Genomic DNA, 21,614 nt, shown 5'->3' with positions numbered 1-21,614 from the left:
TTCACCCGACCATTGTGCGCGCGCTTGACGCTTTGGCAACAGTGTTGCTTAAGTGCGCGTATGACTGGAAGCACCGGCACCGGCACCGGCACCGCATCCGGGGCTCCCGCCCCGACCGGGCCCCCTTACCGCGTCGCACTCGTCGGCTACGGCCTCGCGGGTTCCGTCTTCCACGCCCCGCTCGTCGCGGCCACCGAGGGCCTCGTCCTCGACACGATCGTGACCTCCAGCCAGGAGCGCCGGGAGCGGGCGCGGGGCGAGTTCCCCGACGTACGCTTCGCGGCCACGGCCGACGAACTGTGGGAGCGCGCGGACGAACTCGATCTCGTCATCGTCGCGTCGCCGAACAGGACCCACGTCCAGGTCGCCACCGCCGCACTGGAGGCCGGACTGCCCGTCGTCGTCGACAAGCCGATCGCCGGGACCGCCGCCGAGGCCCGGTCGCTCGCCGGTCTCGCGGAGAAGCGCGGACTGTTGCTCTCCGTCTTCCAGAACCGGCGGTGGGACAACGACTTCCTCACCCTCCGCCGTCTGCTCGAGGACGGAGAACTCGGCGAGGTACAGCGCTTCGAGTCCCGCTTCGAGCGCTGGCGTCCCCAGCTCAAGGGCGGCTGGCGCGAGTCGGGTGCCCCGGAGGAGATCGGCGGTCTCCTGTACGACCTGGGCAGTCATGTCGTCGACCAGGCCCTCGTCCTCTTCGGACCCGCGGTACGGGTGTACGCGGAGTCCGATGTGCGCCGCCCGGGTGCCGAGGCGGACGACGACACCTTCATCGCCGTGACACACATCGGCGGAGTCCGCTCGCACCTGTACATGAGCGCGACGGCCGCCCAGCTCGGCCCGCGCTTCCGGGTCCTGGGCTCTGCAGCGGGCTATGTGAAGTACGGCCTCGACCCGCAGGAGGCCGCACTGCGCGAGGGGAAGCGGCCGCAGCCTGGACGGCCGTGGGGAGAGGAGCCGCAGGAACTGTGGGGCCGTATGGGCTCCGGTGAGTCGCCGCTGACGGGCGGCGGTCACCCCGTCGAGACCCGGCCCGGCGACTACCCCGCGTACTACGCCCAGGTGGCCGCCGCACTGCGCGACGGCACCGCCCCGCCGGTCGGCGCGTACGAGGCCGCCGACGCCCTCGACGTCCTTCAGGCGGCCCGCCGCTCCGCCCGCGAGGGTGTCACCGTGGAGCTCGGCGCTTGACCGGACTCCGGCACGGCACCGGGACTGCCCGTGGCCGTGCCGGAGGCGCGAAGAACGTCTGACGCTCAGCCGGTGCGGCCACGGGGACGCGCCTCCTCCGTTCGGCACCCGCCTTCGGTCCCCTCCCCGGCCTCGGGGACGCGCGACCCAGCCCGCGCCGGGCGCCCTACGCCGGGCGCCCTACGCGGGGCCCTGCGCGTGGGGCGGTCCTACGCGCCCTTCAGCACCTGGCGCCGGCGCCCGAGTCCCTCGATCTCCAGCTCGACCACATCACCGGCCCGCAGATACGGCTTCGGGTCCGGCCGCCCCAGCGCCGCCCCCGCGGGCGTCCCGGTGCTGACGGCGTCCCCCGGATACAAGGTCAGAAGCGCCGTGCGCTGCTCGCGGTCACGCAGCGCGGTACGTATGCGCGTGGGCGGCACCCGCGGCACCGATCGCGAGAGGATCAGCGCACAGGCGACGAGGGCGGCGCCGGCAGCAGCGGTGGCGGCGAGCGCCACGGCGATGGAGAGGCCGATCCCCTCCGCCACGAAGACTTCGACGAGGATGAAGAGCAGAAGGGCCAGCGGCCGCAGCACGCGCCAGGTCTGACCGGCCATGCGCACCCCTCCCTTGCTTCCACGCCCCGCCCGTGCGCGGCGGCTTGACGGCTGTGCGGACGGCTGTACGGCTCCAAGGCCGTAGGGCTCCAAGGCCATAGGGCTCTATGGATGTACGCGCATACGGCCCATCAACGGTTATACACGAGCGCGGTGCCCTCCGGGTTCCCTGGGGAAAACCCTGGGACGCGCACCCCGCTCCCGGCCCGGGCCACCCGGCGGGGCGGCGGCTCCCCCTCACCTGGGCGGGCACCTGCGATGCCCCGTACAGCAGTACGGTGTGCAGCATGCGCCCCGACACGTCTGCCGACCACACAGCCGAAGCCGAGCGTCTGCTGCGCACAGCGGAGCAGTACCCGGAGGACCGTGAGCCACTGCTGCTCCAGGCCGCGGCCCACCTGGAGCTCTCGGGAGACCGAGCCCGCGCGAGCGGTCTCTACGACAGCCTCCTCGCCGGCAATCCGGACAACGCCCACCTGGTCAAGGCACTCCAGGCGGCCAATCTGTGGGAGTACGGCCACGAGGCGGAGGCCCGTGCGCTCATCGACGGCATCCGCACGGCGGCACCCGACGACGCGGCACCATGGCAGATCGCCGCGGAGACGCTGGAGGCCCACGACGAACTCGATGCGGCCCACTCCACCTTCACCGAGGCCGCCACCCGCCTCATCTCCCCGGGCGGGGAGACCTCCTATGCCACCCAGTCACTCCTCACCGGCCGCCACCGTGTGCGCCGTCTGCTGGCGCTGCCGCACGACGACTGGGACACCCTGGCGGACCGCCTCCACACCGCGGCCGTCCCGCTGGACGAACTCCACGACCCCAAGCGCCTGTGGGCCCTCGGCTCCTCGGACCCGGCCGAACTCCGCGCCGAGATCGAGCGGCTCCGCTCCGAACTGGGCACCTACCGGGCGGCTCTGTCCCGCCCCTTCCCGGTCGCGGTGCTCCACTGGCCGGCATCCGAACTCGCCGAACTCCTCGGCGCGTACCCGGCGCTGGCTGCCGAGTACCCGACCCACGGCGCCCATCTCCATGCCGTCGAGTCCTCCCTGCGCGACCTGTCGGCGGCCGGCACGGGCAACCTCGGCATCGTCACGGGCACGGTCCCCTCGTACGAGGCGTTCGCCGCCTCGGAGGGCGCATCCCCCTCGGACGCCGCCCTTCTCCCCCAATACGCCACGACGCTCGCGGCCCGCGGCAAGGCGAGGCCGTGGCCCCCGACGAAGGGGGCGCTCTGCTGGTGCGGGTCACGGGCGGCGTACGGGGAATGCCACGGGGTGGGACGGGGCTGATCTCGCCGACGGCAGCGGGCGCCCTGGGGAGGAGCACGGCACGCGGAGGGGAACGGGGGCCGGGGGACGGGGGCCGGTGTCCGTTGAGTCGGCTGGGTCCGTTGGCGAGGGAAACCGGTCGGCGGACTCGAGGAGCGGCCGATCAACCCGGATCAACGAGAGGCGTCCCGCGCAGACCTCTGCCGGGAATACGCCCCGGCCCGGCTCTGTAAGTGGTGGGTCCCCCGGTGCGGTCGTAGCGTCGATACAGGGGCAACCGCCGGAGGAGCCGGGGAAGGGAGTGGACATCCGCCCGGACGCGCTGGGGATGCCGGGCCGCATGGGGGTCGGCATGGGCGCGTGGGCACGGTAGGGGACGGGTGGCTCGGGGAGAGACGGCTGGGAGCAGACATGCAGAGACACAAGCTGAGGACCGGGGCCGTGATCTTTGCCGCGACGGTGCTCGCGGTGGGCCTTGTGCCCGCGACCGCGTCAGCGTCCCCTTCCTCGTACCCCTCACAGTCCCGCTCAGCATCCGTCTCAGCATCCTCCTCCGTGACGGCCCGGCCCGATGACGAGGTCGTCGTCGTGGACTGCTTCATGAAGGCCCAGGTACGGCCGAGTGAGTTCCTGATCGCCTGCGGGGACGGCAACAGCGGGCTGACCCAGCTCCGGTGGTCGTCGTGGGGGCCGAGATTCGCCTTCGCCTCGGGGCTGAACGTGGTCAACGACTGCAAGCCCTACTGTGCGGCGGGCACGTTCCGCTCGTACCCCGTGAACGTTCGGCTCGAGCGCCCGGAGGCGTGGGAAAAGGCCCCCGACCGGCAGCGTTACGGGCAGCTCCACCTCAGCTTCCCGGGCAGCAGGCCCGAGCACCTGCCCCCCGAGGTGACGTACAGGCTGTGGGGCTGACGGGCGGTGCGGTGCTCGGCGCCGACGGCGTGCGGCCGAACGGCCTGAGCGCCTGGCGCCGGGCCGCCGGGCCGGCCGCCGCGGTTCACATCCCGATGTTCGCCGGCCGATGGGTGTGGCTCTCGACATCGGCCGCCGCACGGCCCACGAGTTCGTGGGCCAGCTCGGAACAGGCGCGGGCCGCTGCCAGTTCCTCGCCGATCTTCGCGTCCGGAGTGTCGTCCGGATTGCGCCTGGCCACGCCCCTGCCCTCGACACCGGGGGCGTTCGGGCCGCTGAGGGAGGCCTTGCAGGCCGTCCGCGTCCCGTCCTCCTCGAACGACAAGTCGATGTTCCAGTGCTGCGTCGTCATGACGGGTCACCTTCGCCATACGGTTCCGTGGGCCCCGTCCACCGCGGGGCACTGCGTGGTCAGCTGTATGGGTTCGCCTGTTCCACCAGGTCCTTGAACTGGTGGAGGTCGGCCCGGACGGTCCTCTCGATCGCGGACGACTGGGCGAATCCCCTGGGGCCCCCGAACGCGTCGTGCGCCTCCGCGGGGTCGTACTCCATGCGCAGTTGCATCCTGGTGTGGGTCGCGTCGATCGGAAGGAGCGAGACGGAACCGCTGAGGTGCGGGGTCTCGGCTGTCCTCCAGGTCATCGTCCGGTGGGGACGGAGATCGTCCGTGGCGGCGTCGAGCCCCAAGACCCGCCCCGCCGCGGTCTCCACGTCCACGTGGACACCGGAGTCTCCCTCGCGACGGGCCTCCCGTACGCCCCCGACGAACTGCGGATAGTCCTCGACCCGGTGCAGGTGGTGCCAGACCACGTCACCGGGCGCCGTGATGTCGATCTGTTCCTCGAGAGTGGGCATGGCGGTCTCCCTACCTCTCCCTCCAGGGTGCGTTCCGGGAGGCCCCGGCGCAACGCATCGGCCCCAGCGCGACCCTCCGCCCGCGCGCCAGCGCTTCCCGCCCCGGCGCTGGCTCACCCCGGTCGCCATGGTGCTCCGCGGGGTCCCCCGCAGGGGTTCCGGCATGCCCGCCCGCGAGAGCCGCCCGACGGGGCCGGGCCGTGACGGCCCGCCGGCCACTGACGCAGGGGCGCCACCGGCGCCGACGCACCCGGCCCGCCGATGCACACCCACCGGGCCGACGACGGTTCCAGCGCCGCTCGGCGGGCGGCTGAAAGAAAATCCGGGAACCGCTGAACGAGGTCGGCGGCCTCTCCGTACTTAACGGCAACTCCCCCATGGTGGCCGGGTGCGCGACCGGAAGACAGGATCCGGTCGCGCACCCGGCGCTTTATCGCCGCCACGGCCACAACGAGGGCCACAGCCACCACTGTGGCGCCGCTGCCGCCACTGCCGTGGTCGCCGCGCGCCGCGCGCCGGGTTCCCCGCCGCCGGTCGCCGGTTCCCGCTCCCCGTGCGCCGCGCCCGGCGCCCGGCGCCCATGTCACCGGCCGCCGCGCCGGGAGCACCCCGGCGCCCAGTCCGCCGCGCGGCTCATCCTCCGAGTGCGTGTACCACCGTGTAGATGACGAGCCCGGCGAGCGCTCCGACGACCGTGCCGTTGATCCGGATGAACTGCAGATCGCGGCCGATGTGCGCCTCGATCTTCCGTGAGGTGTGCTCGGCGTCCCAGCCCGCGACCGTGTCGCTGATCAGGGAAGTGATCTCCTCGCGGTACGTCGTGACCACGTACACCGCGGCGTTCTCGATCCAGCCCTCCAGCTTCTGCTGGAGCCTGCCGTCCGTCGCCAGCCGCGCGCCGAGGGACATCAGCGAGGCGCGGGCCCGCAGCCGCAGCTCACTGCGCTCGTCCTCCGCGGCGGAAATGATCATGGCGCGCACGGAAGACCAGGCCGACGCGATGACGTCCTGCACCTCGGGGCGGGAGAGCATGTCGGACTTCATGCGCTCCACCCGCGCCCGGGTGTCGGTGTCGGCCTGGAGATCGGAGGCGAAGTCGGCGAGGAACCGGTCGATCGCGCCGCGCGCCGGGTGGTGGGGGGCGTCGCGCATCTCGGTGACGAAGCGGACCAGCTCCTTGTAGACGCGCTCACCCACCTTGCGGTCGACGAAGCGCGGCGTCCAGCCCGGTGCTCCGCCCTGGACGGCATCCATGACGGAATCGCCGTGTGTGACCAGCCAGTCGTGGGCGCGGGCACAGACCAGATCGACGGCACGGCGGTGAGCGCCGTCGGCGACGATCTTGTCGAGGGTCTTGCCGATGCCGGGTGCGACCTCGACGGCCTCCGCGCGGCGGGTGATGGCCTCACCGACGACGGCCTGGACGTCGGAGTCCCGCAGAACGGCCAGCGCACCGCGCAGTGCGGTGGACAGTTCCGCGGTGACGCGGTCGGCGTGCGCCGGCTCGGCGAGCCACGCACCGAGCCGGCCACCGAGGGAGAGCCCGCGCAGCCGGGCCCGTACGACGTCCTGGGAGAGGAAGTTGTCCCCCACGAAGCTCCCGAGCGACGCGCCGAGCTGGTCCTTCTTCCTGGGGATGATCGCGGTATGCGGGATGGGGATGCCGAGGGGGTGCCGGAACAGCGCGGTGACCGCGAACCAGTCGGCCAGTGCGCCCACCATCCCGGCCTCGGCGGCCGCGGCCACATAGCCGGGCCAGCCTTCGATACCGGACTTCCCGGCCCAGGTGGCGAGCGCAAAGATCACCGCCACCAGGACGAGGAGGCCGGTGGCCGTCGCCTTCATCCGGCGCACACCGCGGCGCTTCTCCTCGTCGGCGGCGGTGTACCCGAACGACACGAGCGGCGCCGGGCGCGTACGAGGGGGCCCGGAGTCGCGCCCGCCACCACCCGCTCGGCCCAGCGCTCCCGCACGCTCCGTTCCACCCCCCGCACGGCCCGGCGCCTCCACACGCTCCGCTTCGCCGCCCCCCGCACGGACTGAACCGTGCCCGGCGCCGTCGGGGCCCTTACCGGGAGTACCGTCGGCGCCGCTCTCGGGGCCGCCCTCGAAGCGGCTACCGGCGCCGCTGTCCGCGGCCGGGTCGCCGGAGGAGGAGTCCACGGAGCCCGGCACCTCCACCGGCAAGCCCCCACCGGCCTGGCCGTCGTCCTCCGGCACACCCGCGGCGCGCCCGGGGCGGCCGGCCGCCGGATCCTCGCGCCCGGTTCCCTCTGTTCGCATCATCCGCTCCGCCCGTCCACGCACACGACCCTCCTACCCCGGGGCCGTACGCCTTCTCCCTACCTCTGGTACTCCCAGGGCGCACGTCGAGTTCCCACGGGCCGCGGCCGACAGCAGGTCAGAGACCCGGACGTCAGAGACCCAGATCCTTGATGATCTTCGCGACGTGACCGGTCGCCTTCACGTTGTACAGCGCCCGCTCGACCCTGCCGTCCTCGCCCACCACGACCGTGGAGCGGATGACACCGGTCACCGTCTTCCCGTAGAGCTTCTTCTCGCCGAACGCGCCATAGGCCTCCAGGACCGCCTTCGAGGGGTCGCCGAGGAGGGTGACCTTCAGATTCTCCTTCTGGCGGAACCGCGCCAGCTTCTCGGGCTTGTCCGGGGACACCCCGATCACGTCGTACCCGGCTCCTGCAAGCAGGTCCAGGTTGTCGGTGAAGTCGCAGGCCTGCTTGGTGCAGCCCGGGGTGAGCGCGGCCGGGTAGAAGTACACGATGACCTTGCGGCCCCTGTGGTCGGCGAGCGAGACCTCGTTGCCGTCCGCGTCGGGCAGGGTGAAGTCCGGGGCGGTGTCGCCGGGCTGGAGTCGCTCGCTCATTCTCGGTTCTCCTCGGGGAAAGTGTGCGTACGGGAGCGAGCGTAATAGGGGGTGCCGCGGGGTGCGGTCGGCATCGAGCTGACAGACTGTCCAGGAGGACTACCGGATACGACGACGGAGGCGGCGCGGTGTCGGACGCCAGGACCCCTGCGCAGATCGAGGCGGACATCGTCCGCCGGCGCGAGCAGCTCGCCGAGACGCTCGACGAGCTCGGGACGCGGGTGCACCCGAAGACGATCATCGGGGATGCGAAGGCCAAGGCCGCCTCGGCCGTGGACCACACCGCCGGGCGTGCGTTCGTGGCCGCGAATCGCGTGGTGACCGATGTGAAGCACCACTTCGTGCACCCGGACGGCACACCGCGGCTGGAGCGCGCGGTGCCCGCGGCGCTCGCCGTGGTGGGTGTGGTGGGTCTGCTCACCCTGGCAGCCAGGAAGCGGAAGGCGTGACTCCGCTCCACCCCGGCGGCGGCCGAACCGGCGTTCGGCAGGTAGGTTCGATGCCGTGAGCGACAACAGCCTCGGCAAGCACGACAAGCTACCCATCAAGATGCTGCACGACCGGGTACTGGTCCGGTCGGACGCCCCCGAGGGCGAGCGGCGGTCGGGCGGCGGAATCCTGATTCCGGCGACCGCGGCCGTCGGTCGGCGGCTCGCCTGGGCGGAGGTGGTCGCCGTCGGGCAGAACGTCCGTACGGTGGAGGCCGGGGACCGGGTGCTGTACGACCCGGAGGACCGCGCGGAGGTCGAGGTGCGCGGCGTCGCATACGTCCTGATGCGGGAGCGCGACCTGCACGCCGTCGCTGCGGACCGCTTCGAGGGCGCAGAGGACTCCACCGGGCTCTATCTGTAGCGGCCCCCGCACCCGCGAGAACCCGCCCCGCCTGCCGCCCCCGGCACGCGGGGCGGCCGCATTCCGGACGCTGAGGCCCGGGTCCGGTCCCGGCCGCGGAAGCGACCGCGGGAACCGGACCGCACGAACCGCACACACCGCGCATACCACACAGGCGCGTATACCGGATGAACCGGACTGAGCGGCGCGGGACTGGACGGCGTCGCCACGGGCCGCGCCGACCCCGGGTCAGCGGGCAGCGGGCACCAGGCACCAGGCACCAGGCACCAGGCACCAGGCACCAGGCACCAGGCACCAGCAACGGTCTCACGGCGGGGAGACGGCCTGGCGACACCGGTCCCCAGGCCGTTCTCACACCCTTTGCTACCGTGGAGACCGACCCGACGAGACGCGCCGTACCGGGCAGGAAAAGACGACGCACCCCGCCCGAAGTCCGCGTCCCGGAGGTGCCTGCCATGGCATGGGTCCTGCTCCTACTCGCCGGCCTGCTCGAGGTCGGCTGGGCGATCGGCATGAAGTTCACGGAAGGGTTCACCCGGCTCTGGCCGAGCGTGTTCACCGTCGCCGGGATCGTCGCCAGCATGCTGCTGCTGTCCCAGGCCGCCAAGGCACTGCCCATCGGCACCGCCTACGGCGTCTGGGTCGGCATCGGGGCGGCCGGAGCCGCGATCGTGGGCATGGCCGTCCTGGGCGAGCCAGCAACCGCCGCCCGGATCTTCTTCGTGGTGCTGCTCCTGGTCGCCGTGGTGGGCCTGAAGGCGACCTCGGGCCACTGACGCCGCGCTCCCCGCCCGGCTCACCGCCGGTCCGGCCGGTCGTGGAGGAGCGGCCTCCGGTGGTTCCGCCTCACGGCCGGGCACCACGGTCCCACGGAACCCCGCCCTCCGCCGCGCCACCGCCGCCCGCCCCGTTCTCCGGTGGCACGTTGCCCGTGGAGCGCCCGTCGCCGCCGACGTCCTCACCCCCCTCAACCGGGGCCGGCGGGTCTTCAGCGGGCCGGCGCAGGTCGTCAGGCCCGTCGAGGACCTCCTCGCCGAACGGTCCGCCCGACGGACCGTCGGACGGACCGTCGGACGGACCTGCCAAAAGATCGTCGTGCCGCTCGCCTGACGGATCACCGTGCGGATCACCGTGCGGAGAGAGCCCCTCGTCCGCCCCCTCAGCCACCACCAGGTCGAAGTCCCGCGCCTCGCTGCCTGCCAGAGCGGCCGCCGTGTACGCGCCCCAGATCGCCGCGGGGGGCCCGCCGCCGTTGATCCTCGGCAGGCCCAGCGCCCCGTAGAGCGACCGCTGCGCACCGGTGTCCGGGTCCTGGCCCATGACGGCGACGACGGTCGCCAGTTCGGGCGTGTAGCCGGCGAACCAGGCGGCCCTGTCGCCCTCCGCCGTACCCGTCTTTCCCGCCGCGGTCCGGCCGGCGGACAGCGCCGCCATGCCGGACCCCCGCCGCACCACGCCCATCAGCACGGACGTGGTGGTGTCCGCCGCTTCACGGCTCACGGCCTGCCGGACCGGCACGGCGGGCAGAGCGAGTTCCACACCGTCCCGGGTGACGCGCTCGACGATCGAGTACATGCCGCGCCGGCCGTGGTTGGCGAGCGTCGCGTACGCCTCGGCCATGTCCAGCACGCTCGCGGTCGCCACGCCCAGGGCGATGGACGGGGTCGCGGTCAGGTCCGGAGTGCTCTCCGGGACACCGAGCGCGACGGCGGTCTCCCGTACCCTGCGCGGTCCGACGTCCTGGGCGAGCTGCGCGTACACCGAGTTGACGGAGTGGTCCGTGGCCAGGCGCAGGCTCAGCGGGCCGTAGGAGACGTTGTCCTCGTTCCCGGGTGCGTAACCGGTCGGGCCGTGGCTGCCCAGCACCTGTCGCCGGTCCGTGCCGTCGTAGAGCGTGTCGGGGGTGATCCTGCGGCCGTCCCGGGTCACGGAGCCGTTCTCGACGGCGGCGGCCAGCACGAACGGCTTGAACGTCGAACCGACCTGGTAGTCGCGGCGGGTGGCGTTGTTCACGTACTGCTCGGTGTAGTCGATGCCGCCGTACAGGGCGACCACCCTGCCGCTCGCCGGGTCGATCGACGCTCCGCCGACGCGGACGTTCCGGTCCACCGCGCGGCCGGAATCGCGCCGGGACATCACATGCCGGTCGACGGCGGCGGCGAGGGCATGCTGCTTCCCACGCTCCAGGGTGGTCGTGATCCGGTAGCCGCCGCGCGCGAGGGTCTTCTCGTCGACGACCCCGTGGCCGGTGAGCCAGTCCTCGACGGCCCGCACGATGTAGCCGCGCTGTCCGGAGAGTCCCGTCGCCGGGCCCGCCCGCCCCGGCATGGGGAAGATCATGGCGGACCGCTCGGAGAGCGCCAGCCAGTTCTCCGTCACCATGCCGTCGAGGGTGTAGTTCCACCGGGCGAGCGCCCTGGGCAGGTTCTCGGGGTGCGCGGCGACGTCGTACGCGCTGGGCGCGTTGAGCAGCGATGCGAGGTAGGCGCCCTCCGCGGTGTCGAGCGCGCTGACGTCCTTGCCGTAGTAGGCGTGCGCCGCGGCCTGGACGCCGTACGCGTTGCGGCCGAAGTAGCTGGTGTTGAGATAGCCCTCCAGGATGTCGGTCTTGCTCTGCTCCCGGGCGAGCTTGATCGCGATGAAGAACTCCTTCACCTTGCGGGTCACCGTCCGCTCCTGACCCAGGTAGTAGTTCTTCACATACTGCTGGGTGATGGTGGAGCCGGACTGCTTGCCCTTGCCCGTGACGGTGTTCCACGCGGCACGGGCCATCGCCTTGGGGTCGACGGCCCGCTCGGAGTAGAAGTCACGGTCCTCGGCGGCCAGCACGGCGTGCCGGACGGACAGGGGGACCCGGGAGAGCCGGACACTCTGCCGGTTGACCTCGCCGTCCCGCGCGATCTGGGTACCGTCCCGGTAGAGGAACACGTTCGACTGGGCCGTGGCAGCGGCGTTGGCCGGCGGGATGTCCAGCAGCAGGTATCCCGCGGCGAAGCCGCCGAGCAGCACGAACCCGAACAGCAGGGACGCGCCGACCACCATCCGCCAGGTGGGGACGACACGACGCAGTCCGGTGCGCCGGGGCCGGCTGCGGCCGCGGCGGGCGGGACGCGACTTCGCAGCAGTCTCACGGCCCGGGCGGTTCGGAGCACGCGGATCCCGACGCGGCTGCTCTGGCTCGTGGCTCATGTCCCTGGAGACTCCTCGGCCCCTGCCCGGAGGAACACCCTGCCCGGAGGTGCACCCCGGCCCGGTGCCGACAATTCGGGCGATTCGCTTGGTGTGCCCATACTGCACCCCACACCCCCGGACGTCCGGGCCCCGCCGGTAATACGGTCGCGACGGCCACGCCCCTGGGCTAGGGTCATGCGCTTCGGCGCGTCCGTCCCGGACAAGCGCAGCGACGACCACCGCCGGAGGAGGCCATGGTGCGGCTCTACGCGGTCGTCGCGGCAGGCAGCTTCCGGCGCTATGCGACCTACCGGGCGGCGACAGCGGCCGGCGTCTTCACCAACACCGTCTTCGGCTTCATCCTGGCCCACACCTATACCGCCCTCTGGGACGAACGCCCGGGCCTCGGCGGCTACGACCTCTCCCAGGCCGTCACCTATGTGTGGGTGTGCCAGGCCCTCCTGATGACGTGCGCCACGATGGGCGGCGGCTTCGAAGACGAACTCGTCGAACGCATTCGCACCGGCGACATCGCCATCGACCTCCACCGCCCCGCCGACCCGCAACTCTGGTGGCTCGCCCGAGACCTGGGACGCGCCGCCTTCCACCTCCTCGGCCGCGGCGCCGCCCCGCTGCTGCTCGGCGCCCTCGCCTTCGACCTCGCACTGCCCGCGTCCCCGCTCCCCTGGCTCGCCTTCGCCGCCTCCGTCGCGCTGGGGGCCACCGTCAGCTTCGCTCTCCGCTACCTCGCGGCCCTGTCGGCGTTCTGGCTGATGGACGGCGCGGGAGTGCTCCACTTCAGCTGGCTGGCCGGGATGTTCTTCTCCGGCATGCTGCTGCCCCTCACCGTCTTCCCGGGCGCCCTCGGCGAACTCGCCCGGCTGCTGCCCTGGTCCTCACTGCTCCAGATCCCCGTCGACGTCCTCCTCGGCAAGCGCACCGGCTGGGCGCTCGTCCATGCCTACGCCTTCCAACTGGGCTGGGCCGCCGTCCTCCTGGGTGCCGGCCGGCTCCTTCAGTCCGCCGCCACCCGAAGGGTGGTGGTCCAGGGTGGCTGAACCGCCCCGGGCCGGCCGGGACCCCCGCCACGCCACGCCGGCGCGCTCCGTCGGCGGCGTCCCGCCGCATCCCGAGGAGCCCCCGCCCGCTCCCGAAGCCACCGGGCCGGCCGCCCGGCCCGGCCGCCACCCGCTGCCGGGACCGGGACCGGGACCGGGTGAACACACCCTGCCCGCTGAACACACCCTGCAGGCAGAACACACCGGGCTCGCAGGACACACCCGGCTCGTCGAACGCCTGCGCACGCTGCGCTGCGGACTGCGCGCCTACGGGCTCGTCGCCGCCATGTGGATGCGCTCCACCATGACCTACCGGGCGTCCTTCGCCATGACCGCGCTGGCGAACCTCGCCGCCACGTCCTTCGACTTCGCCGTCATCCTGCTGATGTTCACACACGTCGACACCCTCGCCGGATACCGCCTGCCCGAGGTCGCCCTCCTCTACGGAGCGGCCGCGACCGCCTTCGGGCTCGCCGACCTCGCGATGGGATCCATGGACCGGCTCGGACGGAGGGTGCGCGACGGCACGCTCGACACCCTCCTGGTACGGCCCGCCCCCGTACTCGCCCAGGTCGCCGCCGACCGCTTCGCCCTCCGCCGGCTCGGCCGCATCACCCAGGGCCTGCTGGTCCTCGGCTACGCGCTCCTCGCCCTCGACATCGCCTGGACCCCGCTCAAAGCCGCCGTGGTGGCGATGATGCCGCTCAGCGGCGCCGTGATCTTCGCGGCCCTGTTCGTCGTCGGCGCGGCCTTCCAGTTCGTCGCCCAGGACGCCGCCGAGGTACAGAACTCCTTCACCTACGGCGGCAGCACCCTCCTCCAGTACCCGCCCACCGTCTTCGCGAAGGACCTCGTCCGGGGCGTCACCTTCGTCGTACCGCTCGCCTTCGTCAACTGGCTGCCCGCCCTCTACGTCCTCGGGCAGCCCTACCCGCTCGACCTGCCCCGCTGGCTCGCCTTCACGCCACCGCTCGTCGCCGCCGGGTGCTGCGCGCTCGCCGGGGCAGCGTGGCGGGCGGGTCTGCGCACCTACCGCAGCACCGGGAGCTGAAACGTGGCCGAGGAAGCCATCCGCACCGCGGACCCCGTCCGGACCGGGGGCCTGATCGAACTCGACGGCCTGGAGAGGGTCTTCGACGTACGCCGCAGAACGGGGCCGCTGCGCCGCGAGAAGACCCGGGTACGGGCGGTCGACGGCATCAGCTTCACCGTCTCGCGCGGCGAGATGGTCGGCTATATCGGCCCCAACGGCGCCGGGAAGTCCACCACCGTCAAGATGCTGACGGGCATCCTGACCCCCAGCGGAGGGCGGCTGCGCGTCGCCGGGATCGACCCGTCGCGCGAACGCACCCGGCTCGCCCGGCGCATCGGTGTGGTCTTCGGTCAGCGCACGACACTCTGGTGGGACCTGCCGCTGATCGACTCCTACCGGCTGATGCACCGGATGTACCGGATCCCGGACGCCCGCTACCGGCAGAACCTGGAGCGCTGCGTCGAACTGCTCGACCTCGGCGCCCTGCTGGACGTGCCCGTACGGCAGCTCTCCCTCGGCCAGCGCATGCGCGGCGACATCGCCGCCGCCCTGCTGCACGACCCCGAGGTGCTCTACCTCGACGAACCCACCATCGGCCTCGACGTCGTCTCCAAGGCCAAGGTGCGCGAGTTCCTGCGCGACCTGAACGCCGAACGCGCCACGACCGTCCTGCTCACCACCCACGACCTCACCGACATCGAGCACCTGTGCAACCGCGTCATGGTCATCGACCACGGACGGCTCGTCTACGACGGCACCCTCACCGGACTCCACGCGATCGCGCCGGGCGAGCGCATCCTCGTCGTGGACCTCGAACACCGGCTCCCGCCCATCGAGGTCGCGGGCGCGCGGCCGGTACGGGTCGAGGGCCCGCGCCAGTGGCTGGCGTTCCCGGCCTCGGCCTCCGCGGCGCCGATCGTGGCCGCCATCGCCGACGGGTACCCGCTCGTGGACCTGTCGGTACGGGAACCCGACATCGAGTCGGTGATCGCCAGGATGTACTCGGAGCGTCCGGCCGGCCCGGTCAGACCTCGTGGGAGTTCGTGAGACCGCATGAGAGCTCGTGTGGCTCCGGAGGCCCCCGAGACCCCTGGGCCCGGGGGACCTCATGCGGCGGGACAACTCGGCCGGTCGCGGCAGCTCGGCCAGAGGGCCGTCCGGATGACCCACCGGCCGGCCGGTGGGTCATCCGGACGGCCCGTCAGTCGCCGCGGCCTTCCCGGCGCTCCCGTCCGGCCGAGGCACTAGGCTGACCGCATGACGAGCGACCTTCCGGACATGCGGGCCTCCGACGCCGAACGGGAGCGGATCGCCGAGCTGCTGCGGGACGCCGTCGCCGAGGGCCGCCTCGGCATGGACGAGTTCGGGGACCGGCTCGACGCCGCCTACAAGGCACGTACCCGCGGAGAACTGGAGCCCCTCGTGCGGGACCTGCCGGCTCCGGGCGGCAGCCCGGCGCCCCCCGCCGCCGCACCGGACCCCGGCACCATGGGCCACGCCCGGCGTATCGGCGGGCCACCGACGTCCAAGGGCGCGTTCGCGTTCTGGGGCGGCTTCGGCCGCAGGGGCACCTGGACCGTCGCCCGCAGGTTCACCGCCGTCGTCCTGCAGGGAGGCGGCGAGATCGACCTGCGGGAGGCCGACTTCGAGGACCGGGACACCGTCATCCGCTGCTTCACCCTGATGGGCGGAATCCATATCACCGCCCCTCCGGACCTGCATGTCGACGTCAGGGGCTTCGGCGTGATGGGCGGCTTCGGCGAGGCGGGTTCCGGCGGCGACCCCGACGACATCGCCCCCGGCTCACCCCGGGTGACCGTCACCGGCTTCGCCCTCATGGGCGGCGTCGGCGTCGAGCGCAAACTCCGCAGGGCCGACAAGCAGCGCCTGAAGGAGGCACGCAAGCGGGCACGCCTGGAGAAGCGCAAGGACGGCGGTTCGCCGGACGAGCGGGCGTAGCGCTCCCACGCTCCTCGGGCCATGCCCCGGCTCTGAGGGGCCTTGTTGCACCGGATACCCATCGCGCCCAGTACAGTGGGCGCGGTACGGGCGCCCGTACGCCAAGGGCTGAGCGGCGATCTTTAGGTGGTCGTGTTTGTCGGTTCGAATCCGACCGGGCGCACCAAAGCCGGGGGCTCGACCCACATCCCGCGAGCCGAGCCTTCCGCTCCGCCACCTCAGCCCAGCAGCTCCCGCACCACCGGTACCAGCGCCCGGAACGCCTTCCCCCGGTGGCTGATCGCGTTCTTCTCCTCGGGGCTCAGCTGAGCGCAGGTCCGCGTCTCGCCGTCCGGCTGGAGGATCGGGTCGTAGCCGAAGCCGTTGGTCCCGGCCGGGACATGGCGCAGGGTGCCGCGCAGACGGCCCTCGACCACGCGTTCCGTGCCGTCGGGAAGGGCCAGGGCGGCCGCGCAGGCGAAGTGGGCGGCGCGGTGTTCCCCGGAGATGTCGGAGAGCTGGGCGAGCAGGAGTTCGAGGTTGGCCGTGTCGTCGCCGTGGGTGCCCGACCAGCGGGCGGAGAAGATGCCCGGGGCGCCGCCGAGGACGTCGACGCACAGGCCGGAGTCGTCGGCGACGGCCGGGAGGCCGGTGGCCTGGGCCAGGGCGTGTGCCTTGAGCAGGGCGTTCTCGGCGAAGGTGACGCCGGTTTCCCTGACGTCGGGGATCTCGGGGTAGGCGTCGGTGCCGGCGAGTTCATGGCCGAGTCCGGCGTGGGCGAGGATCGCGCGGAGTTCGGTGATCTTTCCGGGATTGCGGGTGGCGAGGATCAGGCGGGTCATGCGCCCAGTATCTCCGCGCCGGTGGTGGGGCGGGCGCCGCGGGTGGTGCCCGCGGCGCCCGGTGGCGACGGGCGCCCGGTGGCGACGGGCGCCCGGTGGGGTCGGGCGCCCGGTGAGGACGGGTCCAGCCGTACGGCGGGGTCCGGCGCCCGCTCCGCTCAGGGGGTGCAGACCTTGCCGAGTTCGGCGGCGGCGTTGGTGACCGGTGTGATGTCCGGGGTGGCGTCGCCGTTCTCGACGGACGTGCGGACGTTGTCGACGCCCTGGGAGAGGTCGTCGACGGCCTGGGAGAGGTCGGCGTTGTCGGTGGTGTCCTTGAGGTTTCCGAGTTCCCTGTCGATGTCGTCCAGGGCTTCGACCAGCTGAGTGGGGTCCTCGGATGCGGTGGTGACGGCCCGGGAGAGCCCGTCGACGCTGGTGGCTATGGCGTCGGCGGTCTTGACGCAGTCCAGGGCCTTGTCGACGGCGCCGCAGCCGACGGCTCCGGTGAGCGCGACGGCGGTGACGACGGCGAGTGCGATGCGGCGGCTGCGCATGGGGCGGTCCCTCCCGGGTTCTCGGACGGACGTACGGTTCGGCCCGTACGCCCATGGCTGCTGTGACGCCGGCGGTGGCGTCCTCGGTTGCTTCTCTACTCCGGGAGGGGGCTGCGCCCGGGGAGACCGGCCGGGGGGCGCCCCCTGTTCACCCCGGTCCGCCCTGTTCACCCCGGGCGATGCCCCCGTCCACGCGGGTCGCCCCGGGTCATCCGCCCAGGGACGTGGCGAGTGCGGCGGTCTGGAGCGCCGCGAGGTCGGCGCAGCCGCCGGTGGCGAGGTCGAGGAGGGCGTTGAGCTCCTTGCGGTCGAACGGCTCGGCCTCGGCGGTGCCCTGGACCTCGACGAACCGGCCGTCGCCGGTGCAGACGACGTTCATGTCGGTCTCGGCGCGTACGTCCTCCTCGTAGCAGAGGTCGAGCAGGGGTGTGCCGTCGACGATGCCGACGGAGACGGCGGCGACGGTGCCGGTGAGTGGTTGGCGGCCGGCCTTGACGAGCTTGTTGGCCCGGGCCCAGGCGACGGCGTCGGCGAGGGCGACGTAGGCGCCGGTGATGGCGGCGGTCCGGGTACCGCCGTCGGCCTGGAGGACGTCGCAGTCGAGGACGACGGTGTTCTCTCCGAGGGCCTTGCAGTCGATGACGGCGCGCAGGGACCGGCCGATGAGGCGGGAGATCTCGTGGGTGCGGCCGCCGATCCTGCCGCGGACGGACTCCCGGTCTCCGCGGGTGTTGGTGGAGCGGGGCAGCATGGAGTACTCGGCGGTGACCCAGCCCTCACCGCTGCCCTTCCGCCAGCGGGGGACGCCCTCGGTGACGGAGGCGGTGCAGAAGACCTTGGTGTCGCCGAAGGCGATGAGGACGGAGCCCTCTGCGTGCTTGCTCCAACCGCGTTCGATGGTGACGGGGCGGAGCTGTTCGGGGGTGCGGCCGTCGATACGAGACATGCGGTGAGCCTATCCGTACACGGCTGGGGGCCCGGTGCGGTGGGCGGTCCCGGGCCGTCCACCGCACCGCGTCGAGGGTGTCGGTTCCCGCAGGCAGGCCCTGCCGCCCCGCCAGGGGCATCCGGAAGCGGTCCGGCGCTGCCGGCGGGCGCAGCGCCCGTGGTCCGGCTCGTACCCCGCCGGGCCGGTGGGGCGGGCTCCGCTGCCGCTCGTGCGGCGGTACGTCGAGCCGGGCCCCGGCGTCTCAGAGTTCGTAGACCGCTCCGGGGGTCGCCAGCTCGACCGGGCCTTCGAAGACATCCCGGGCGTCCGCGAGATTCCGCTCGGCGTCCGTCCACGGCGGGATGTGGGTCAGCACCAGTCGGCCCGCCCCGGCGCGCGCGGCGTGGGCGCCGGCCTCGCGACCGTTGAGATGGAGGTCCGGGATGTCCTCTTTGCCGTGCGTGAAGGCCGCTTCGCAGAGGAAGAGGTCGGTGCCCTGGGCCAGGTCGACCAGGGCTTCGCAGACACCCGTGTCGCCGGAGTACGTCAGGGACCGGCCGCCGTGCTCGATACGGACGGCGAAGGTCTCGACAGGGTGCGCCACCTTCTCGGTGCGCAGCGAGAAGGGCCCGATCTCGAAGACGCCCGGCTTCAGGGAGTGGAAGTCGAACACCTCGCTCATCGACGTGTCCGAGGGGGTGTCGGCGTACGCCGTGGTCAGCCGCTGCTCCGCGCCCTCCGGCGCGTACACCGGGATGGCTTCGCAACGGCCTCCGTCGTGGCGGTAGTAGCGGGCGACGAAGTACCCGCACATGTCGATGCAGTGATCCGCGTGAAGATGGCTCAGAAAGACGGCGTCGAGGTCGTAGAGACCGATGTGTCGCTGCAGCTCGCCGAGGGCGCCGTTGCCCATGTCGAGCAGCAGCCGGAAGCCGTCGGCCTCTACGAGGTAGCTCGAGCAGGCCGATTCCGCGGACGGGAACGACCCCGAGCAGCCGACGACGGTGAGCTTCATGGAGCTGGAACCTCCGTGGACGGTCGTCCCGTGAGCGGGAAACGGGGCGGGTGGCGGGGGCGGGTGGCGGGGGTGCCGAGGGTGCGCAGGGGAGGTCGTGCGGTCCGTCGAGCGTAAGGCGCGAAAGTGTGGAGCGCTCCTTCGCACGTGCCCGTTGTGGGAGAACTCACCTGCCCTGTCACCGGATAGGACGACGTGTGACGGTCGGGCGCCCGGACCGCGCGCCCGTGGATGCGCGCCGGCATCGTCGGGGGCAGGGGCGCACCGCGCTCCTGCTGCCCGCACCGCCCGCCACCCGGGGCACGGCCCCGCGGCCCGCCCCGGGTGGCGGCGTTGTCCGCTGCGTCAGGCCCAGAGCTGGCCCTGGAGGCTCTCGATCGCCGCCTCGGTCGTCGGGGCGGTGTAGACCCCGGTGGACAGGTACTTCCAGCCGCCGTCGGCCACGATGAAGACGATGTCCGCGGACTCACCAGCCTTCAGCGCCTTCCGGCCCACGCCGATCGCCGCGTGCAGCGCCGCTCCGGTGGAGACGCCCGCGAAGATGCCCTCCTGCCGGAGGAGCTCACGGGTGCGGGTGACCGCGTCGGCCGAGCCGACCGAGAAGCGGGTCGTGAGGACCGACGCGTCGTACAGCTCGGGGACGAAGCCCTCGTCGAGGTTGCGCAGCCCGTAGACGAGGTCGTCGTAGCGCGGTTCCGCGGCAACGATCTTCACATCGGGCTTGTGCTCGCGCAGATAGCGGCCGACGCCCATGAGGGTGCCGGTCGTACCGAGGCCCGCGACGAAGTGGGTGATCGACGGCAGGTCGGCGAGGATCTCCGGCCCGGTGGTGGCGTAGTGGGCGCCCGCGTTGTGCGGGTTGCCGTACTGGTAGAGCATCACCCACGACGGATTCCGCGCGGCGAGTTCCCTGGCCACGCGCACGGCCGTGTTGGATCCGCCGGCCGCGGGCGACGAGATGATCTCGGCGCCCCACATCGCGAGGAGCTGCCGGCGCTCCTCGCTGGTGTTCTCCGGCATGACGCACACGATCCGGTAGCCCTTCAGCCCGGCCGCCATGGCCAGGGAGATGCCGGTGTTCCCGCTGGTCGGCTCCAGGATCGTGCAGCCGGGCACGAGGCGGCCGTCCTTCTCGGCCTGCTCGACCATATGGAGCGCCGGGCGGTCCTTGACCGAACCGGTGGGGTTGCGGTCCTCCAGCTTGGCCCAGATGCGGACGTCCTCGGAGGGGGACAGCCGAGGCAGCCGGACGAGGGGGGTGTTGCCGACCGCGGCGAGCGGGGCGTCGTAGCGCATGGCTCCGGCCGCTCAGGCCATGCCGCCGGCCACGGCGGGCAGGATCGTCACGTTGTCGCCGTCGGACAGCTCGGTCGAGATGCCGTCGAGGAAGCGGACGTCCTCGTCGTTCAGATAGACGTTCACGAAGCGGCGGAGCTGCTCGCCGTTCGCCTCGTCAACGATCCGTGCATGGATTCCGGGGTGCCGGGTCTCGAGGTCGGCGAACAGCTCGGCGAGCGTGCCCCCGCTGCCCTCGACGGCCTTGGCGCCGTCGGTGTAGGTGCGGAGGATGGTCGGAATGCGGACCTCGATGGCCATGGCGTGGGCTCCTGTCGGAAGGACGTCGGGGCGTGTACATACGGGCGCGCGGCTGGGCCCCCGCGCAGGGGCTGGTACAGGGTCGCTGCGGTGGCCGGCCGTGGGCTCAGGCCGTGCGGGCATCCCCGCAGCGCGTACAGATGGCGCTGGCCAGACGGCACAGATCGACGTGCAGCCGCGCCACGAGCAGCGGTGTGCCCGGCGTCTTCTCGCTCACGTCAGGGGAAACCATGTGGTCATCGTAACGATTCCCGAACCCGCCTCCGGCGTGTGATCTCAGATGGTGAACCCGAACCGTTCACCTGACGGACACCCGGGGTCAGTACGCCTCGACGACCTCGATCTCCTCCTCGGTGACCTCGCCGTCGAGGATCCGGAAGGAGCGGAACTGGAACGGGCCGGCGTCGTCGGTGTCCGCCGTGGAGACGAGCACATAGTGGGCGCCGGGCTCGTTGGCGTACGAGACGTCGGTGCGGGAGGGGTACGCCTCGGTCGCCGTGTGGGAGTGGTAGATGATCACCGGCTCCTCGTCCCGGTCGTCCATCTCCCGGTAGAGCTTCAGCAGGTCCGCCGAGTCGAACTCGTAGAACGTGGGCGAACGGGCGGCGTTGAGCATGGGGACGAAGCGCTCGGGCCTTCCCTCACCGGCGGGCCCCGCGACCACACCGCACGCTTCGTCGGGGTGGTCCTCGCGGGCATGGGCGACGATCCGGTCGTACAGAGCCTGGGTGATGGTCAGCATGAGGACGACAATAGGCGGACCGCGCCCGGGGGCGGGACCCGGGGAGCACGGGGTGGGGTCCCCGGGCCGGGGGTGCGCAGGGCCCGCCGGAGCGGCTCCCCGGCGGACCCCGGCCGGGTCGTCGGGCAGGCCCGGGACCGTCCTGCAGCGCGGCTGCCGCGGCCCCCGGGCGGAACGGGACGGCGCACGGC

The 21,614-nt window shown here is 72.5% G+C and carries 24 protein-coding genes, 1 tRNA gene and 1 riboswitch; of the genes, 11 read left to right on the top strand and 14 right to left on the bottom strand.

Annotation, left to right across the window (positions count from 1 at the left end; translation table 11 throughout):
* The first annotated feature begins 60 nt into the window (after positions 1 to 60).
* The gene (locus SCWH03_RS00605) at positions 61 to 1,191 is read left to right on the top strand and encodes a Gfo/Idh/MocA family oxidoreductase (RefSeq protein ID WP_173260499.1); all 1,131 of its coding nucleotides are present in this window, start codon (positions 61 to 63) and stop codon (positions 1,189 to 1,191) included.
* Between the two features lie 209 nt (positions 1,192 to 1,400).
* Here the strand turns inward: SCWH03_RS00605 and SCWH03_RS29565 are convergent, their stop codons facing one another.
* Complete coding sequence (locus tag SCWH03_RS29565; RefSeq protein ID WP_173260497.1) at positions 1,401 to 1,790, bottom strand: fumarylacetoacetate hydrolase family protein; 390 nt, start codon at positions 1,788 to 1,790, stop codon at positions 1,401 to 1,403.
* Between the two features lie 287 nt (positions 1,791 to 2,077).
* On the opposite strand from SCWH03_RS29565, the gene SCWH03_RS00595 reads away from it, so the two are divergent.
* Both SCWH03_RS00595 and SCWH03_RS00590 read left to right on the top strand, forming a co-directional pair.
* Positions 2,078 to 3,082 carry a tetratricopeptide repeat protein gene (locus SCWH03_RS00595; RefSeq protein ID WP_173260495.1) on the top strand — a complete coding sequence of 335 codons (1,005 nt, stop codon included), beginning with the start codon at positions 2,078 to 2,080 and terminating at the stop codon, positions 3,080 to 3,082.
* Positions 3,083 to 3,616: 534 nt separating this feature from the next.
* Positions 3,617 to 3,973: a hypothetical protein gene (locus SCWH03_RS00590; RefSeq protein ID WP_254076473.1), complete on the top strand. Its 357-nt coding sequence runs from the start codon at positions 3,617 to 3,619 to the stop codon at positions 3,971 to 3,973.
* 85 nt (positions 3,974 to 4,058) lie between these two features.
* On the opposite strand, the gene SCWH03_RS00585 is transcribed toward SCWH03_RS00590, so the two are convergent.
* The 4 genes from SCWH03_RS00585 to bcp form a co-directional block, all read right to left on the bottom strand.
* Positions 4,059 to 4,325, bottom strand: coding sequence for a DUF1876 domain-containing protein (locus tag SCWH03_RS00585; RefSeq protein ID WP_017948042.1), 267 nt, complete (start codon positions 4,323 to 4,325; stop codon positions 4,059 to 4,061).
* A gap of 59 nt (positions 4,326 to 4,384) precedes the next feature.
* On the bottom strand, positions 4,385 to 4,828 hold the full coding sequence (locus tag SCWH03_RS00580) for an SRPBCC family protein (protein WP_173260493.1): 444 nt from the start codon (positions 4,826 to 4,828) through the stop codon (positions 4,385 to 4,387).
* Positions 4,829 to 5,461: 633 nt separating this feature from the next.
* Entirely contained in the window at positions 5,462 to 7,114 is a 1,653-nt protein-coding gene (locus SCWH03_RS00575) for a DUF445 domain-containing protein (RefSeq protein ID WP_308788852.1), read from the bottom strand.
* A gap of 130 nt (positions 7,115 to 7,244) precedes the next feature.
* Complete coding sequence (bcp, locus tag SCWH03_RS00570) at positions 7,245 to 7,712, bottom strand: thioredoxin-dependent thiol peroxidase (protein WP_173260491.1); 468 nt, start codon at positions 7,710 to 7,712, stop codon at positions 7,245 to 7,247.
* A gap of 128 nt (positions 7,713 to 7,840) precedes the next feature.
* Between bcp and SCWH03_RS00565 the strand changes: the two genes are divergently transcribed.
* The 3 genes from SCWH03_RS00565 to SCWH03_RS00555 all read left to right on the top strand — a co-directional run bounded on the left by SCWH03_RS00565 (position 7,841) and on the right by SCWH03_RS00555 (position 9,340).
* Positions 7,841 to 8,161: a DUF3618 domain-containing protein gene (locus SCWH03_RS00565; RefSeq protein WP_173260489.1), complete on the top strand. Its 321-nt coding sequence runs from the start codon at positions 7,841 to 7,843 to the stop codon at positions 8,159 to 8,161.
* Between the two features lie 100 nt (positions 8,162 to 8,261).
* The gene (locus SCWH03_RS00560) at positions 8,262 to 8,564 is read left to right on the top strand and encodes a GroES family chaperonin (protein ID WP_212765466.1); all 303 of its coding nucleotides are present in this window, start codon (positions 8,262 to 8,264) and stop codon (positions 8,562 to 8,564) included.
* 357 nt (positions 8,565 to 8,921) lie between these two features.
* Positions 8,922 to 8,986, top strand: a riboswitch (guanidine-III (ykkC-III) riboswitch).
* Positions 8,987 to 9,019: 33 nt separating this feature from the next.
* Positions 9,020 to 9,340 (top strand): DMT family transporter, encoded by a 321-nt coding sequence (locus tag SCWH03_RS00555; RefSeq protein ID WP_173260487.1) that lies wholly within the window; start codon positions 9,020 to 9,022, stop codon positions 9,338 to 9,340.
* Between the two features lie 70 nt (positions 9,341 to 9,410).
* Here SCWH03_RS00555 and SCWH03_RS00550 read toward each other — a convergent pair whose 3' ends face one another.
* Positions 9,411 to 11,753: a transglycosylase domain-containing protein gene (locus tag SCWH03_RS00550; protein WP_254076471.1), complete on the bottom strand. Its 2,343-nt coding sequence runs from the start codon at positions 11,751 to 11,753 to the stop codon at positions 9,411 to 9,413.
* Positions 11,754 to 11,992: 239 nt separating this feature from the next.
* On the opposite strand from SCWH03_RS00550, the gene SCWH03_RS00545 reads away from it, so the two are divergent.
* From SCWH03_RS00545 to SCWH03_RS00525, 5 genes are all read left to right on the top strand, one after another.
* A complete protein-coding gene (locus SCWH03_RS00545) occupies positions 11,993 to 12,793 on the top strand; it encodes an ABC transporter permease (protein WP_173261327.1) in 801 nt (266 codons plus the stop codon).
* A gap of 238 nt (positions 12,794 to 13,031) precedes the next feature.
* Positions 13,032 to 13,844, top strand: coding sequence for an ABC transporter permease (locus tag SCWH03_RS00540; RefSeq protein WP_254076514.1), 813 nt, complete (start codon positions 13,032 to 13,034; stop codon positions 13,842 to 13,844).
* A 3-nt stretch (positions 13,845 to 13,847) separates the two neighbouring features.
* Positions 13,848 to 14,873 (top strand): ABC transporter ATP-binding protein, encoded by a 1,026-nt coding sequence (locus tag SCWH03_RS00535; protein ID WP_173260485.1) that lies wholly within the window; start codon positions 13,848 to 13,850, stop codon positions 14,871 to 14,873.
* A gap of 210 nt (positions 14,874 to 15,083) precedes the next feature.
* On the top strand, positions 15,084 to 15,785 hold the full coding sequence (locus SCWH03_RS00530) for a DUF1707 SHOCT-like domain-containing protein (protein WP_173260483.1): 702 nt from the start codon (positions 15,084 to 15,086) through the stop codon (positions 15,783 to 15,785).
* 90 nt (positions 15,786 to 15,875) lie between these two features.
* Positions 15,876 to 15,951: transfer RNA gene (locus SCWH03_RS00525), tRNA-Leu, on the top strand.
* A gap of 52 nt (positions 15,952 to 16,003) precedes the next feature.
* Here SCWH03_RS00525 and rdgB read toward each other — a convergent pair.
* The 8 genes from rdgB to SCWH03_RS00490 all read right to left on the bottom strand — a co-directional run bounded on the left by rdgB (position 16,004) and on the right by SCWH03_RS00490 (position 21,423).
* On the bottom strand, positions 16,004 to 16,606 hold the full coding sequence (gene rdgB, locus SCWH03_RS00520) for an RdgB/HAM1 family non-canonical purine NTP pyrophosphatase (protein WP_173260482.1): 603 nt from the start codon (positions 16,604 to 16,606) through the stop codon (positions 16,004 to 16,006).
* 158 nt (positions 16,607 to 16,764) lie between these two features.
* A complete protein-coding gene (locus SCWH03_RS00515; protein ID WP_173260480.1) occupies positions 16,765 to 17,142 on the bottom strand; it encodes a hypothetical protein in 378 nt (125 codons plus the stop codon).
* 208 nt (positions 17,143 to 17,350) lie between these two features.
* Positions 17,351 to 18,088, bottom strand: a complete 738-nt coding sequence (gene rph / locus SCWH03_RS00510; protein ID WP_173260478.1) for a ribonuclease PH — start codon at positions 18,086 to 18,088, stop codon at positions 17,351 to 17,353.
* A 244-nt stretch (positions 18,089 to 18,332) separates the two neighbouring features.
* A complete protein-coding gene (locus tag SCWH03_RS00505) occupies positions 18,333 to 19,085 on the bottom strand; it encodes an MBL fold metallo-hydrolase (protein WP_173260476.1) in 753 nt (250 codons plus the stop codon).
* A 345-nt stretch (positions 19,086 to 19,430) separates the two neighbouring features.
* A complete protein-coding gene (locus SCWH03_RS00500) occupies positions 19,431 to 20,381 on the bottom strand; it encodes a PLP-dependent cysteine synthase family protein (protein ID WP_173260474.1) in 951 nt (316 codons plus the stop codon).
* Positions 20,382 to 20,393: 12 nt separating this feature from the next.
* Complete coding sequence (locus SCWH03_RS00495; protein ID WP_173260472.1) at positions 20,394 to 20,681, bottom strand: MoaD/ThiS family protein; 288 nt, start codon at positions 20,679 to 20,681, stop codon at positions 20,394 to 20,396.
* A gap of 106 nt (positions 20,682 to 20,787) precedes the next feature.
* The gene (locus tag SCWH03_RS29560) at positions 20,788 to 20,913 is read right to left on the bottom strand and encodes a putative leader peptide (protein WP_272491037.1); all 126 of its coding nucleotides are present in this window, start codon (positions 20,911 to 20,913) and stop codon (positions 20,788 to 20,790) included.
* An 87-nt stretch (positions 20,914 to 21,000) separates the two neighbouring features.
* A complete protein-coding gene (locus SCWH03_RS00490; protein ID WP_173260470.1) occupies positions 21,001 to 21,423 on the bottom strand; it encodes a M67 family metallopeptidase in 423 nt (140 codons plus the stop codon).
* Positions 21,424 to 21,614 lie beyond the last annotated feature (191 nt).

This window comes from Streptomyces pacificus (assembly GCF_011766325.1).
GTDB classification, from domain to species: Bacteria; Actinomycetota; Actinomycetes; order Streptomycetales; family Streptomycetaceae; genus Streptomyces; species Streptomyces pacificus.
The sequence above is the reverse complement of the archived record's forward strand: the minus strand, read 5'-3'. Positions and strand labels throughout refer to the sequence as shown.